This window comes from Blautia sp. AF19-13LB (assembly GCF_003479105.1).
Lineage (GTDB): Bacteria > Bacillota > Clostridia > Lachnospirales > Lachnospiraceae > Fusicatenibacter > Fusicatenibacter saccharivorans.
This window is the reverse complement of the sequence record NZ_QUGO01000012.1, coordinates 49,540-64,547: the sequence shown is the minus strand read 5'-3', so window position 1 is coordinate 64,547 and position 15,008 is coordinate 49,540. Positions and strand designations below refer to the sequence as shown.

Genomic DNA, 15,008 nt, shown 5'->3' with positions numbered 1-15,008 from the left:
AAAAAAATGGAAGAAGTTTTAATTGATGATAATATGGTTTTTGATATTGATAATTTAAAAGGATTTCTTAATGATACCAGTTCATTTGGGTTTATAGCTAAAGAAAATAATAAAATTATAGGATTTGCATATTGCTATACACTTTTAAGACCTGATGGAAAAACAATGTTTTATTTACACTCAATAGGAATGTTACCTAACTATCAAGACAAAGGTTATGGTTCAAAATTATTATCTTTTATTAAGGAATATTCTAAAGAGATTGGTTGTTCTGAAATGTTTTTAATAACTGATAAAGGTAATCCTAGAGCTTGCCATGTATATGAAAAATTAGGTGGTAAAAATGATTATAAAGATGAAATAGTATATGTATATGATTATGAAAAAGGTGATAAATAAATGAATATAGTTGAAAATGAAATATGTATAAGAACTTTAATAGATGATGATTTTCCTTTGATGTTAAAATGGTTAACTGATGAAAGAGTATTAGAATTTTATGGTGGTAGAGATAAAAAATATACATTAGAATCATTAAAAAAACATTATACAGAGCCTTGGGAAGATGAAGTTTTTAGAGTAATTATTGAATATAACAATGTTCCTATTGGATATGGACAAATATATAAAATGTATGATGAGTTATATACTGATTATCATTATCCAAAAACTGATGAGATAGTCTATGGTATGGATCAATTTATAGGAGAGCCAAATTATTGGAGTAAAGGAATTGGTACAAGATATATTAAATTGATTTTTGAATTTTTGAAAAAAGAAAGAAATGCTAATGCAGTTATTTTAGACCCTCATAAAAATAATCCAAGAGCAATAAGGGCATACCAAAAATCTGGTTTTAGAATTATTGAAGATTTGCCAGAACATGAATTACACGAGGGCAAAAAAGAAGATTGTTATTTAATGGAATATAGATATGATGATAATGCCACAAATGTTAAGGCAATGAAATATTTAATTGAGCATTACTTTGATAATTTCAAAGTAGATAGTATTGAAATAATCGGTAGTGGTTATGATAGTGTGGCATATTTAGTTAATAATGAATACATTTTTAAAACAAAATTTAGTACTAATAAGAAAAAAGGTTATGCAAAAGAAAAAGCAATATATAATTTTTTAAATACAAATTTAGAAACTAATGTAAAAATTCCTAATATTGAATATTCGTATATTAGTGATGAATTATCTATACTAGGTTATAAAGAAATTAAAGGAACTTTTTTAACACCAGAAATTTATTCTACTATGTCAGAAGAAGAACAAAATTTGTTAAAACGAGATATTGCCAGTTTTTTAAGACAAATGCACGGTTTAGATTATACAGATATTAGTGAATGTACTATTGATAATAAACAAAATGTATTAGAAGAGTATATAATATTTCTAAGGTTGCAAGCAAAATAAGCCGCCCCGCAAAGGGACGGCTTTTGTATTACTCGATTTTGGGCGGCAACTTCGGATAAAGCACCAGCTCGAAATTATCAAATGGGCCATTTCGCCCGGAACGTTCATTCTTTGTGTACTCGACCTTTTCAAGAACCTCTTTGAGCATTTCGTTTTTTGCTTGAGCAGAGGGGAGAACGGGGTACACTTCGAGGAGCTTTTCGACCTTTGGTATTACGTTAAGGCGACTTGCTGCACGTTCCTTATCCGCCTGCACTTCGGCGGTAAGGGTAGAAATATCTTCCTCGGCAGCAGCAATACGCTCGGTAAGAGAGCGGGAGCGCACAAGGAAAGTGTCGGTATCGTAAACACCCTGTTCCAAAAGGTCGTGGGTACGGTCGAGTTGCTTGTGCAGCGTTTCGAGTTCGGCCACAGTTTTGCGCAGAGCTTTTTGTTTGAGGTCGAGGATGGCTTGCTCGTCCGCTGGGAGTTTATCAGACCATTCGAGGCGATAACCGTCCAGCCATGAGGAGAGAGCCTGCAGTAACCGTTCTTCGACGTATTCATACTTTGAGCCTACATTGTCGCAGATACGGTTGTGACAGATAAGAATATCAATTCGGCCTCTCCGCAGGACGATACTGCGGCCGCATTTCCCACAGACCAGAATACCGGCCAGAGGATTTACCACGGAATTTCGTTTCGGAACCGGCGGCGGGCCGGAGCGTTGGAGCAGGTCTTGAGCTTTCTGGAAAATGGCTTCGTCAACTATCGCAGAGTGCAGACCGTCAACGTAGATTACCTCTTCGGCAGGAGCCTTGTACCGCTCAACCTCAATGGAGTTGTTGACAATCCTTTTCTTGGATTTGTTCACACCCCAGCGGACTTTGCCAATGTATGCAGGATTTTGTAAAATGCACTGCACAGTCCTGTCATTCCAATATTGAGCAGAGGAGGGCGGAGCTACACCCAAACTGTCGAGCCGCTTCGAGATAGTGTATGTTCCGAGCCGCCGGACTTCGCCGTTATCGTCCTCCTCGCCAGAGGTATAGAGTTTGAAAATAAAGCGGACGATATCAGCCTGTTCTTCAACAGGGCGGAGCGTCCAGCCCTTATCGCCCTTAATGCGGACACGCTCATACCCGTAAGGTGCAAGCCCGGACACCCATTTGCCCTCTTTTGCAGAGGCGTTCCGACCACGGACTAAGCGGCGTTTTATTGTTTTATATTCTCGGCGGGACATGAACAGGCCGAACTCGAAATATTCTTCGTCAAATTCGTTCGCTGGGTCGTACACTTTCAACGGCGTAATGATTTTAGTACCGGAGTATTTGAAAGCCTGCGCCATAACACCTTGGTCGATTGTGTCACCACGGGCAAGACGCTCGACCTCAACGACGAGAACACCCTCCCACTTTCCGTCCTCGACCTCTTGCAGGAGCTTTTGGACGACGGGGCGGGCGGCTATTGTTTCGCCAGAGACGATTTCACGGTAGATTTGCGTGATATTATAATGCCCTCGTTTTGCAACTTCGAGCAGGAGTTTTTCGTGACGGGCCAGAGTTTCACCCTCGCCGTGAGCCTCCGCCTCGATGTCGGCACGGGATTTACGCAAGTAAAGGCAGTAAGCCAAAATAAACACCTCCTCAGTAAAAAAGCCCCTCATACAGAGGGGCGGAAATCAACAACGATTACATTGCTGTCTTGCCGGAGAACTCGCCTGTTACGCCGTTCTTGACGTTAAAAGCAATTTCCATATCGGCTTGCATGAGCCGGTCAAGCAGAGAGGCAATCTCGTTTTTGAGCTGGGACTGCAAGGCCATGAGGTCAGACAGCACAACGGGGTCTGTAACCGCACCGCCAGTAGCTTCAATCTTCTTTTGGATTTCAGAGCGGAGCGACTGCAAGGTACGCAGCAGTTCCTCGTAGAGAGCGATACGCTCCGGGCGAGCGCATTTCATATCCCGGTTGAGGAGCCGGTAGAAATCGTCAAAGCATTTTGAGACAGCCGGACGCAGTTCGGCAGGCAGACTGTTAAAATGCTTCTGGAAGTTTACGGTATCGTTGTAAAACACGTCCTCGCTATGATTTGGACGGTCTGTATATCCAAGCAGGTAGTCGGTAGAAACACCGAAATACTTCGCCAGCAGGCAGACGGTATCGAGGTCTGGTTGTTTACCCTCGGTCTCGTAGCCAGAGACGGTGGAACGCTTTTTGTAAATGATTTTTGCTATATCCTCTTGCGTGAGATTACGCTCTTTACGCAGGGATATGAGGCGGTTTGCGAATTTTGACATAGTAATGCACCTCCAAAGTTTGATTATATCGGGTTTGCCCCGTTTTGTGTAGCGATTGCCCCGAAAATCGGCAAAATATAAAAAACAACCGAATATTTCTGGGAAAATGGTTGACTTTGCCCCAAACAGGAACTATACTATAATCACAGCAACCCAAACGGGGGCAAAACGATTGAGAAAGGAGCAAGAAATGAGAGCAAAGCTGAAAGCGTTGCGGGAAGCCAACGGCTACACCCAACAGACATTAAGTGACGCTATCGGAATGAGCCGTAGCCACTATTCACAGGTCGAGAGCGGAGACAAACAACCGTCGCTGAAACTGGCACTCCGCATTAAGCGAGCTTTGAACTACTACGGTGACGACATTTTCGATAACACAATGCCGCCAGTAAGAAAGCGATAAATTTTTTTACCATCGAATGACCCAAAATGGGACATTCAAGACATAGAAAGAGCAAATATATGACGCTGTAAGAGTCGAACCCCTTGTTTCAATCTATGAAAATTTTACACCGGGAGGAGGCGAAAATAAATGGCGAGGCAGGCAACAAAAGCCTGTGGCAACAGGTACTACGAGGCACGAATGAGAGCAGCAATGTACAACGAGAAGTTCTTGACACGAGCCGGGGCAGTAGAAAGCCTACCGGGAGTGACAGAGGACAGCCTCAAGAAATACGAGCTGGATATTAACCGGCCGCCGAACATCGTTGTAGCTCTCATGGCAGATGCCTATAACGAGCCGGAGTTGCGGAGTTGGTATTGCGCCAACGAGTGTCCGCTCGGTAGGGATTGCAGAGAGATACCCGAAATGCCAGCAGAAAGGGCATTGATAAGGCTGCAGAACTCAGTTTACGAAATGCAGGAGGTTACACGGCAGATTGGAAAGCTCATGGAGGACGGGAAACTCTCGGAGGGAGAAAAACTGGCAGTTCCGGGCATTAGAGAGCAGTTGTTAGAGTTCCGGCGCAGAGCCGATGAAACCCTTGCGGTTCTCGAAAAAGCCGTGAAACAGGGAATATTTACATAGCCGAAAGGAGGTGCGGAATGGTTGAGGCAAATATCGTCAGAGATTTTACCATAGGCAACACCCGGATAAAGATTGCTGACGATTATTGCAGAACAGCCGGGGAAGCCGAGCAGATATTGAGAGACATAGCGGTACAGGCTCAACGGCAGTTGATAGCAGCAGCTTCAATCAAGCGTTATGGACAAGAGGAAAATGCGAACAGTGCCGCCAATGGTGGTTAGCATAGCGGCTGGTGTGGTGTTCTTCACCGCCGGAGTGTACGCAATCAAAGGCAGTGCCACAATGCAGTTGCAGAACACGGAACATCGGACAATCGTATCGACGCAGGAAGAAAGCCCGACGGTGGAAATCAGTTCGAGCGAACTCGCCTACACGCAGTCACCGGCCCCTACATACCAGAGCTTAGTCAAGAGCCGGGATTGGGACGCAGACGAAAGCCAGATGTTAATGCAAATTGCAATGGCGGAGGCAGAGGGAGAGGACACGGAGGGAAAAGCACTGGTAATGTGCGTAGTGCTTAACCGTGTATGGAGTGAGGGCTTCCCGGACAGTATCGAGGAGGTAATCTTCCAACCGAAACAGTTTAGCCCGGTATGCGAGGGCGGCAGATATTACACGACAGAGGCGGACACAGATTGCAGAGCGGCGTTGGAAATGGTTGTGAACGGCTGGGACGAAAGCGAGGGTGCGCTGTACTTTGAGAGCTGCGAAAACAGCAGTTGGCACAGTCAGAACCTTGAGCTGCTATTCCAGCACGGCGGACACAGATTTTACAGGTAGGAGGCACAGGACAATGACAAGAGCGCAGGCGAGACGCAAGAAAAGACGTAAGGCGAAAATGCAGAGAGCATTAGGCTGGACGCTGATATTTGTATTTGAATTTATCGTGTCGGCAGCACCGGCAGCGATTACAGCAGCATTTTTAATTCCAATGGCAAATGCCAGCAGACATTATCCCGGAATTGGGGGAGAGTGGATTGCGATTATGCTTGTATTCTGCTTGGTATTCAAGGCAGTGCATGAGCGCATTTGTGACTGGATTTTCGAGGAGGAATAAACAGGAATGGCATATTACAACACTTGCCCGGATTGCGGAAGCAATCTTGACCCCGGAGAGACCTGCGAGTGCAGGATACGACAGCAGTTCCAGACAGGAGGGACAGAAGATGTCAGAGGCAGATTTGAAACAGGAAGCAGAGCAGAGGCTCGGAACAGAGATAGAGAGCTCAGAGTGGGATAAGACAAAGAGCTACGCAGAACGCAAGCTCAAAGGCATTATCGAGAGATTTGGAGACGAGGGAGGAATAAGACGGGAGCCTTGGTATTTAGCCCAGCTCATAGCTGAAACGGTTCAGCAGAATAGATTCTCTCGGTTCACGATTGAACTCATGGAGCTTAACCGATACGCAGACATGGAGATAAAAAAAGGACAGCCCGTGTCATAAACACGAACCGTCCACTACGCTATATCTCCATTGTATCACGGAATTTTTCGGATTACAAGGAGGAATATTATGGACAACAAAAACACATTACAGATTACGGCCCAGTACCCGGCAGAGAGATACAACCTGCTGGTGCCTATGCAGACCGTAGCGGAGATTGCGGAAATCCACAAGCCGGTAATGAACGCCGTACAGATTTCCACGAATGAGGCCGACAAGGAAATTTACTTACAGGACAGAAGCAAGGCGAAAGCCGACGGCTGGGCTTTAACCAAAAAGGGCCTCAACAAGCTCATGCGAGCCGCAGGCATTAAGATTTTGGGAACACGCCCGATTATCCCGTCCACCTGTCAGAAGTGTGCAGAGGTCAACAAGAGCATTGGCAGGCCAGTCAACTGCGGAACCTGCGGTAACAAAGATGTGAAGTTTGAGGCAAGGATTTCCGTACCGCAGCTTACCGGGGAAAACATCGAGATTGTGGCCCACAAGGAAATCATCGTTGACGATGTTTCGGTAGGCATGACGGAATTTCAGAAAAAGGAATTTTTGAAGTTCCGCTCGGAAATGTGCGAGACCAAAGCAATCAACAGAGCCTTGAGAGCGGCTATGCACATCAAAGGCACTTACAGCCTTGCAGAGCTGTCGAAACCGTTTGTTGTGGCGTACCTCGTACCGAACCTTGATAACGAGGCAGTCAAAGCGGAGGCAGTAAGACACTTCTTCACATCGGCGCAGGAGCTTTACGGCGGACACAATACAGAGGCCAGACGTGCAATCTTCGTTGAGGACGACGTAGAGGAGGGAATGGAGTACGAGACACCGGGAAAGCCGATTGAGCAGCCGGAGAGTGCAGCTTACAAGGAAGCCCCGGCAGAGCCACCAAGAGCCACACAGGAACGCCAGCAGGCGGCAGCAGAGGCGGCCCCGGACTTTGACCCGAATTTGTGCGTAGAGTGTGGAGTAAAGGTCAGCAACGGCGTTGTGAGATACAGCCAGCAGCAGTATGGAAGAACCCTCTGCATGGCTTGTCAGAGAAAACAGGGAGGTAATCAGTAATGGCAATCAGAATTTTACATACAGGCGATTTACATATCGGGAATTTCCCTGGCCCGGAGGAAAACGGGGAGAACGTGAGATTTAAGGACATCTGCAAGTGCCTTGACGCACTTGTGGCAGGCGCAAAGGAACAGAAGCCGGACATTGCGGTAATCGCAGGCGACATCTTTCATCAGGCCAGAGTTTGGAGCGACAGAGGATTGAAAGAGCAGCAGACGGCGGTACGCTTCCTGCGTGAGCTGGAAAAAATTTGCCCGGTAGTGGTTATGAGAGGAACCCCGAACCACGATAGCGAGGAGCAGTTCAAGACGCTTGACAGCACCTTTTACGGCGACGACAGCGTACACATCATAACGGAGCCAGACGTAGGCACATACCACAGCTACGACGGCAAGGCGGTACAGATTGCGTGCCTGCCGGGATTTGACAGAGGCTTTTACAGAGCAAAGCACCCCGGCCTCTCCAAAGAGGAGGAAAACGAGGTATTCACACAGTCAATCGCAGATTTGATTGTGGGCCTCAAGGCACAGTGCGACGCAGGTAGCCCGACGGTACTGGTATCACACTACACCATTACCGGGTGCAATATGGAGAGCGGGCAGACGGCATTCTTTAGCCAGTTTGAGCCGGTGGTTTACCCGGACACGCTGCAGGCGGCGGATTTTGACCTCGTTTGCTTCGGACACATTCACAGACCGCAGCAGCTCGACGGCTGCAAGAACACATTCTACTGCGGAGCGATTTCAGCCCTCAACTTCAACGACGAGGGACAGGAGAGAGGCTACTGGCTGCATGATGTAGAGGACGACGGAACGGTACACTCCACATTCCAGCAGCTTCCGACAAGGCAGTATAGAACAATCCGCCTCAAGGACGAGAATGTAGCGGAGATTATCAATGCAGACAGGGCGAAGGATAAGTTCCCGTTCCCGGTGCCGGACGTAAAGGGAGACATCGTGAGAGTGCTTTACGACTGCACGGACGAGCATAACAAGGCATTTAACCATACGGTGTATGAGGCAGCACTCTACAACGTGGGCGGAGCCTTTTGGGTACAGGAGATTACACCACAGAAAATCAGTATCACGGTGGATAAGAAGAACATGGACGCAGACGGAACCCCGGAAAGCAACCTTGCGGAATACCTTACAGAGAAAGAGTTTACGCCGGAACGCCTCGGAGAGATTATCGAGCTGGCAAGACCGATTATAGCAGAGGCAACGGAGAAAGCCACGACAGAGAGACATACAGGGCTGTTTGTCCCGGTTGAGATTGAGGTCAAGAACTACCGCAACTACCGTGAGGAGACATTCTCATTCGAGGATATTCGCTTTTGCACCATTAACGGTAGCAACGGCGTAGGAAAGAGCAGTTTGTTCATGGACGCAATGGCGGACGCTCTTTTTGAGGAGACCAGAGAGGGCGAACTCACCGGCTGGATTTGCAACGACCCGGACGCTCGAAGCGGCGCAATCAAATTCACATTTAAGCTGGGCGAGAGCCTTTACAGAGTAACCAGAACCCGTCAGAAGTCCGGCAAGGCGACACTGAATATTTCAGAATTTGTTGAGGGAGAATGGGTAGACCGCTCCAAAGAGAAGTTTAAGGACACCCAGCAGGAAATCATCAACATCATTGGCATGGATAGCCTCACGCTGAAAGCCTGCGCCCTTATCATGCAAGACCAGTACGGCCTCTTTTTACAGGCGGACAAGGAAGCCCGCATGAATATCCTCGGAAATATCCTCGGCCTCGGCATTTACACCGGAATGGAGGAACTGGCAGCGGACAAGGCGACAGAGACCAACAGACAGATAAGACAGTTGCAGGATAAGACGGACGTTATCTTGTCGGGCCTGCCGGACAGAGCGGAGCTTGAGGCGCAGATTGCAGCGGAGGAGGAAACCAAAGCGACCTACGAGCAGGCGGCAGCGGTAAAGGCAACGGAGATTGACGGTCTCAAGGTGAAGCTCAACACGCAGTTGGAGGCAGCGAGCCGTGTTATCAAGCTCAACGGTAAGATTTCCACACTCGGAACGCAGAAAGCCACCAAAGAGGCAGCAAAGACCTCACAGGTAGGCATTGTGACATCGGCAAACACTATTCTTGCCAAAGAGGAGGAAATCACGGCGGGCGTGGCAGCCTACAACGGATTGCTAGAAAAGGAAAAAGAGCTGATTAAGGGTAAGGCTACATACGACAACATCGAGCAGAGAAAGAAGCAGCTCGAATCCGCCATTGACCTTGCGGAGAAATCTGCAAAGGAACTGGCGCAGAAAAAAGCAGCGATTACGCTCGTGAAGATTGGGCCACTTGAGGCAGCCATTTCCCGTGCTGCGGAGCTAGAAGAAAAGCACCAGCAGCACGAAAGCACTGCCGGAAAGATTGCGGAACTGGAAAAGGGATTGCCGGAGTACACGGAGCAGAGACAGGCGGTACTCGACGCAGAGGCGGAGCTGGAACGACTGGAAGCGGACTATGAGAAAGCGAAAGAGAAGCTGTCATACCGCATTACGACCCTCAAAGGCAAAGTTGAGCTTCTGGACAACAGCGGTTGCCCGGACGTAGAAAAGGCAAGTTGTAAGTTCCTTACGGACGCACTGGAAGCCAAGAAAGCATTGCCGGAGGCAGAGGCGGCACTCGCTTCACTTGAGGCGGAGTACGCAGCAAACCGTCAGAGCCTTTCAGATACGCTCAGACAGGCGGAAACCGTGTTCGGCGATAAAATGCACCTCCCGGAGGAAATCGAGGCTCTTAGAGGCGATTTGAGAGTGCTTGAGGCAGCGGAGAAAGAGTACAGCAGCCTTGAGACACAGAGAAACGAGCTGAAACTCATGCAGGAACGCTCGGAGGAGCTGGCAAAGGCGCAGGCAAGCGCAGAGGAGACGGTCACAAAAGGAAAAGCCGAACTGGAAAAGGTGACAGCGGAGCTTGAGGCGGTAGAGGCAGCCAACAGAGAGTATGAGAAGTTACAGCAGGACATTTTTACAGCCAGAACATGGCTGGATAAGGAGAAACAGCTCCCAGTAGCGAGACAGCAGAAAGAGGCGGCAAGCCTGCGTGTTCTGGAATTGAGTGGAGAGATTGAAGAACTCGAAAAGGAACTCGAAGAAACCCGCACAGAGCTTGAGGAGGAGCAGAGCAAGACCGTAGGAACGGCAGAGCTGCAGGCACAGGTAGCGGCAGCAGAGGCGGAAATCAAGGCCATGCAGGACGCAGCACAGGCGGCCACTCTGAAACTCGGAGGCTTGAAGAAACAGGCGGAGGAACTGACAGAGAAGTTACAGCAGGCGGCAGAGCTGCAGAACCGTGTAAACGTACTCGGAGGCAAGGCAGCCGGATATGAGGAATTGAAAAAGGCATTTTCGCAGGACGGCATTCCGCACAATATTATCCGCAGCATTATCCCGGTATTTGAGGCCACGGCAACGAATATCCTCGGCCAGATGTCACAGGGCCGCATGAGCGTTGAGTTCGTGACCGAAAAGGTTCTGAAATCCAACAGCAAGAAAGAGGTAACGACCCTCGACATCATCATCAACGACGTAGACACCGGGCGACTTCCTTACATGAGCAGGAGCGGAGGCGAGAGGGTAAAAGCAGCACTGTCCGTTATCCTTGCCCTTTCGGAGATTAAGAGCAGCAAGGCAGGCGTACAGCTTGGGTTCCTGTTCATCGACGAGCCACCATTCCTCGACGCTCCGGGCGTACAGGCATATTGCGACGCACTGGAAGCAATTCAGAACAGATACAGCAACCTCAAGGTTATGGCAATCACCCACGACCCGGCCATGAAGTCGAGATTTCCGCAGAGTGTCGATGTGGTAAAGACGGCAGAGGGCAGCAAGGTAATTTATGAATAGAAAACATCACTTCCGGGGAGTTTTCTCCCCGGAAAAACCCGAAAAGGAGGTGTAATCGTTGGGACGACCACGAAAACAAACGGTAGACTACTTCCCACATTTTGTAGGAGCCGACAGCAAGACAAAATTTATACTGGAAAATAAGTGGGGGAACGACGGCTATGCTTTTTGGTTCAAGTTATTGGAGCTTCTTGGCCGCAGCGACGGCCATTGTTACGACTGTTCAGTAAGTGCAAACAAGATGTACCTCGTCTCGCTGGCAAGGGTAAGCGAGGAGACGGCGGACGACATCTTAGAGACGCTGGCGGAGCTTGGGAAGATTGACAAGGAATTGTGGGACACACACAAGCTCATTTGGTGCCAGAGGCTCGTTGACAACCTGCAGCAGGTTTACGCAAAGAGAACAGTACAGATACCGTGCAAACCGTTCACGGAACCGGCAGCCCCTACACCTGCACCGGCAGAGCCGCCTCAGAAGAAAGAGGAGCCAGAGCCGGAGGCGGAGGAGAAGCCGAAAAAGAGAGGCAGACCTACAAAAAGAAAGTCCGTCCTCAAGGTAAAGCAGCAGGAATTGTTTGAGAAATTCTATGCGGCATACCCGAAAAAACAGGACAGAGCATCAGCAGAAAAGGCGTGGGCGAAGATTGAGCCGGAGCCGGACGAGGCAATGACGGAGAAGATTATACAGGCGGTTGAACTGTCAAAGAAATTTGATAACCGTTTCAGAGAGAGACAGTACACGCCGTTACCGGCCTCATGGCTGAACGCCAAAGGCTATTTGAACGAATTTGCACAGGAGGGAGGAAGCAGCTATGGAGCTTACCAGAATAGGAGAAGCAGCGGGCCAGCGACAGACCCCGGAGGATTTACGCCGTCGGGAGGATTCAAAGGCAGCGAATAACATGGTTACGCCGCAGGAAGCGAAAGAGAGAGGTATTACGTGGCGTGTAGCACCGCCGGAGCCGCAGGTATGCCAGTTTTGCGGCCAGCCAATACAGCCGCAGGGCATTGTGTTACAAAACATGGTTTTCCTTTGGAGACCAAACGTGCGTTGCACCTGTGAAAAGGCGGTTGCCTACTGGCAGGAATACGACCGCAAGCAGGCGGAGGAAAAGGCCCGAAAAGAGGACGAGGAACGCAGGAGGGCCATGCAGAGCAGGATAGACCGTCTACTCGGAAACAGCGGCATTAAGAAGCGTTTCCAGCAGAGGACATTCCCGAACTTCCGAACAGACACGCCGGGCCGTCAGAAAAATTACAGAGTTGCCAAAGAGTATGCGGACAATTTTGCATACCACAAGGCAAAGGGCGACGGCCTCTACATAGAGGGAACCAACGGAACCGGCAAGACACATCTTGCGGCGGCGATTGCCTTGCAGCTTATCAGCGAGGGAATACCCGTAATATGCAAGACTTCGAGCGACCTGCTTCTGGACGTGAAAAAGGCGTTTGACAACGAGGGAGTGACGGAGGCGCAGGTGTTGGACGCATACAAAAAGGTAGACTTGCTTATCATTGACGACCTCGGAAAAGAGCAATGCAGCGATTGGAGCATGAGTACCCTCTACTCCATTCTGAATGACCGCTACGAGGACATGAAGCCGACCATTGTAACGACCAATTACAACACCGACGGTCTTATAAACGCCCTTACCCCAAAGGGATTTGACAACACAAAAATCGTGGCAATTATCAGCCGCTTGCGAGAAACCAGCACCGTAATGACTATGGCTTGGGAAGATTGCAGGGGCAAGTAAGGAGGACACATGGACGACGGCATATTTACGATACAGGTTCGCAAATGCAAGAGGTGTGGACGGCTGCTTACAAGTAAAGAAGCCGTCGAGCGTGGATATGGCTGCCAGTGCGCAAAGAACGCCCGGAAAGAGGAGGAAGCACAGAAGCCAATTCCGGGGCAGCGGAACATATTCGATTATTTGCAGGACGAGGAGGAATAGGCATGGTAAGCGAAAAGGAAAAGGAAAACCGGGAGAAGTTGTTCCGGCTCATGCGGGAAAACCCGGAGCTGCCAGTTGTGGCTATGGTTGACAGCGAGGTTGTTGCCGACACGGGATATGGCCGCTGGACGGGAGTTTTTGGATATGTGTATATCGCAGAGTATGTTATAGGCTTAACCTGTATCCATTTTCGAGAGGAGGACGACCCCTCCGCAGTAGAGTACGCAGTGAGAGACGTTCTCGACTGCCATTCGAGAGAGGATATAAAAACAGAAAAGCAGGAACTTGAGGCGTACAGAAAACTCCCGTGGATAAAGGCAATAGTCGTAAATGTTGATTTGCCTTGCGAGGAGGACGAGGGCAATGCTTGAGATAGTCCCGGTAACACTCCGGCAGGCAAATGAGTTTGTAACAAAGTACCACAGACACCACAAGGCGAGCCGGGGACATAAATTTTCAATCGGAGTTTGTGACGGCGAGAAACTTGTAGGAGTTTGCATTTGTGGCCGCCCTGTCAGTAGATACCTTGACGATAACAAAACGCTTGAGGTCAACCGCCTTTGCACAGATGGAACGTACAATGCTTGCAGTATTTTGTATGCAGCAGCTTACAGGGCGGCAATAGCAATGGGCTACAAAAGAGTGATTACATACATTCTTGAAAGCGAACCGGGAACCAGCTTGAAAGCCGCTGGATATAAGTGCGAGGGCCGAGCTGGTGGGATTGAGTGGAACGGGAGAAGCAAACCGAAGAACGAAGAACAATACCCACATGAAATGAAAACAAGGTGGGTTAAGGAAAAATAAGGAGGAAAACACAATGGCAGAAATGAAAATCAGACACACGGAAACCGCAGGAGATTACAGCTCCGAGACAGTATTCGAGGGAAAAGACCTTGAATTTATCCACGAGGATTTGCTCAAGACTTTGTTCGGGGCAAAGAATGTAGCACCGGCCCCGGAGGGAAAGAAAGAGGTCAAGCTCGCAGCGGTAGAGACCAAGCAGCCGGGAGTGGAGGGGAATGTCGTAGCAATTTACGACAACGCCGGTATTCCCTCATTCATGTATAAATTTACCCGTGTAAGCAATAAGGAGCTGTTCGGCGGCAGCGATAAGCCTCACCCGGCATTTGTTATCGGCGGAGAGATTTACGACGAGATTTATATTTCGGTCTACCCGAACTGCGAAATTAACGGGAAGCCTTACAGCTTGCCATATCAGAAGCTGTGGACGAACCTTACCAACGATGAAGCGTCAGAGGCTTGCTTCAACAAGGGCGAGGGCTGGCACCTTATGACCGCAGCAGAGTGGGGACTGATTGCAAATATCAGCCTCAAGAACGGAACCCTCCCTCACGGAAACACCAGCAACGGCCAGTATCACGCAGACGCAAGCGAAAAGGGCGTGAAGTACGACGGAGGCGACGGCAGAACCCTTACCGGCAGCGGCCCGGCCACATGGACACACAATCACACCCCGGAGGGCGTACACGATTTATGCGGAAACGTATGGGAAATGCTTAGAGGACTTCGCATCAAAGACGGCGTACTGTATGCAGCAAAGGACAACGACGCAGCACTCAACATCGACCTCACGCAGGAGGGAGACGACTGGCACAGAATTAAGGATAATTCCGGCAATGTCGTAAAGGCGTCGGTAGACGGCAGTATCAAGATCACCACATACCCGGACATTGAACAGGATTATACCGGGGATTGTTGGGAAGATGTAGAGGTTGAATGCGAGAGCGAACAGCTCAAAGAACTTGCATTGTTCGCAGGGGAGCCAAAAGCATACCTCTATATCGACAGCACCAGCGGAGAATATTTCGCGCTTCGTGGTGGCTACTGGTACGTCGGTGCGGTTGCGGGTCTGTTCTGCACGAACTTGGGCAGCCCTCGCTCCTATTCCGGCTGGGACCTCGGTTTCCGCTCCGCTTATTTCAAGAAACACTGAT

17 protein-coding genes and 1 pseudogene are annotated in these 15,008 nt (G+C 49.1%); 16 read left to right on the top strand and 2 right to left on the bottom strand.

The window, feature by feature from the left end; translation table 11 throughout:
* Positions 1–6: 6 nt before the first annotated feature.
* Positions 7–399 (top strand): GNAT family N-acetyltransferase, encoded by a 393-nt coding sequence (locus tag DWX32_RS13245; protein WP_000393259.1) that lies wholly within the window; start codon positions 7–9, stop codon positions 397–399.
* Positions 400–1,401 (top strand): annotated as a pseudogene (gene aac(6')-Ie / locus DWX32_RS13240) (aminoglycoside N-acetyltransferase AAC(6')-Ie); the annotation flags it as partial.
* A gap of 52 nt (positions 1,402–1,453) precedes the next feature.
* Here the strand turns inward: aac(6')-Ie and DWX32_RS13235 are convergent.
* Both DWX32_RS13235 and DWX32_RS13230 read right to left on the bottom strand, forming a co-directional pair.
* On the bottom strand, positions 1,454–3,037 hold the full coding sequence (locus DWX32_RS13235; protein WP_181980008.1) for a recombinase family protein: 1,584 nt from the start codon (positions 3,035–3,037) through the stop codon (positions 1,454–1,456).
* A 58-nt stretch (positions 3,038–3,095) separates the two neighbouring features.
* On the bottom strand, positions 3,096–3,701 hold the full coding sequence (locus DWX32_RS13230; protein ID WP_117685465.1) for a helix-turn-helix domain-containing protein: 606 nt from the start codon (positions 3,699–3,701) through the stop codon (positions 3,096–3,098).
* A gap of 172 nt (positions 3,702–3,873) precedes the next feature.
* Between DWX32_RS13230 and DWX32_RS13225 the strand changes: the two genes are divergently transcribed.
* The 14 genes from DWX32_RS13225 to DWX32_RS13160 all read left to right on the top strand — a co-directional run bounded on the left by DWX32_RS13225 (position 3,874) and on the right by DWX32_RS13160 (position 15,007).
* The gene (locus tag DWX32_RS13225) at positions 3,874–4,104 is read left to right on the top strand and encodes a helix-turn-helix transcriptional regulator (RefSeq protein WP_158579593.1); all 231 of its coding nucleotides are present in this window, start codon (positions 3,874–3,876) and stop codon (positions 4,102–4,104) included.
* A 129-nt stretch (positions 4,105–4,233) separates the two neighbouring features.
* Positions 4,234–4,728 (top strand): hypothetical protein, encoded by a 495-nt coding sequence (locus tag DWX32_RS13220; RefSeq protein ID WP_117685461.1) that lies wholly within the window; start codon positions 4,234–4,236, stop codon positions 4,726–4,728.
* 17 nt (positions 4,729–4,745) lie between these two features.
* The gene (locus DWX32_RS13215) at positions 4,746–4,949 is read left to right on the top strand and encodes a hypothetical protein (protein WP_117685459.1); all 204 of its coding nucleotides are present in this window, start codon (positions 4,746–4,748) and stop codon (positions 4,947–4,949) included.
* Positions 4,939–5,508 (top strand): cell wall hydrolase, encoded by a 570-nt coding sequence (locus tag DWX32_RS13210; RefSeq protein ID WP_158579592.1) that lies wholly within the window; start codon positions 4,939–4,941, stop codon positions 5,506–5,508. The genes DWX32_RS13215 and DWX32_RS13210 overlap by 11 nt, the downstream gene beginning before the upstream one ends.
* Positions 5,509–5,521: 13 nt before the next feature.
* On the top strand, positions 5,522–5,785 hold the full coding sequence (locus tag DWX32_RS13205) for a hypothetical protein (protein WP_118046959.1): 264 nt from the start codon (positions 5,522–5,524) through the stop codon (positions 5,783–5,785).
* Between the two features lie 109 nt (positions 5,786–5,894).
* Positions 5,895–6,173, top strand: coding sequence for a hypothetical protein (locus tag DWX32_RS13200; RefSeq protein ID WP_117685454.1), 279 nt, complete (start codon positions 5,895–5,897; stop codon positions 6,171–6,173).
* Between the two features lie 69 nt (positions 6,174–6,242).
* On the top strand, positions 6,243–7,229 hold the full coding sequence (locus tag DWX32_RS13195) for a hypothetical protein (protein ID WP_117685453.1): 987 nt from the start codon (positions 6,243–6,245) through the stop codon (positions 7,227–7,229).
* Entirely contained in the window at positions 7,229–11,092 is a 3,864-nt protein-coding gene (sbcD, locus tag DWX32_RS13190; protein ID WP_118046957.1) for an exonuclease subunit SbcD, read from the top strand. Before DWX32_RS13195 ends, sbcD begins: the two co-directional genes overlap by 1 nt.
* Before the next feature lie 58 nt (positions 11,093–11,150).
* Positions 11,151–11,993 (top strand): DUF4373 domain-containing protein, encoded by an 843-nt coding sequence (locus tag DWX32_RS13185; protein ID WP_118046955.1) that lies wholly within the window; start codon positions 11,151–11,153, stop codon positions 11,991–11,993.
* Positions 11,905–12,849 (top strand): ATP-binding protein, encoded by a 945-nt coding sequence (locus DWX32_RS13180; protein WP_118046954.1) that lies wholly within the window; start codon positions 11,905–11,907, stop codon positions 12,847–12,849. Before DWX32_RS13185 ends, DWX32_RS13180 begins: the two co-directional genes overlap by 89 nt.
* 9 nt (positions 12,850–12,858) lie before the next feature.
* A complete protein-coding gene (locus tag DWX32_RS13175; RefSeq protein WP_117685449.1) occupies positions 12,859–13,050 on the top strand; it encodes a DUF6011 domain-containing protein in 192 nt (63 codons plus the stop codon).
* A gap of 2 nt (positions 13,051–13,052) precedes the next feature.
* Positions 13,053–13,421: a hypothetical protein gene (locus tag DWX32_RS13170; RefSeq protein WP_118046952.1), complete on the top strand. Its 369-nt coding sequence runs from the start codon at positions 13,053–13,055 to the stop codon at positions 13,419–13,421.
* Positions 13,414–13,857, top strand: a complete 444-nt coding sequence (locus tag DWX32_RS13165; RefSeq protein WP_118046951.1) for an XF1762 family protein — start codon at positions 13,414–13,416, stop codon at positions 13,855–13,857. The genes DWX32_RS13170 and DWX32_RS13165 overlap by 8 nt, the downstream gene beginning before the upstream one ends.
* A 13-nt stretch (positions 13,858–13,870) precedes the next feature.
* Positions 13,871–15,007 (top strand): hypothetical protein, encoded by a 1,137-nt coding sequence (locus DWX32_RS13160; RefSeq protein ID WP_118660299.1) that lies wholly within the window; start codon positions 13,871–13,873, stop codon positions 15,005–15,007.
* Position 15,008: the final 1 nt, after the last annotated feature.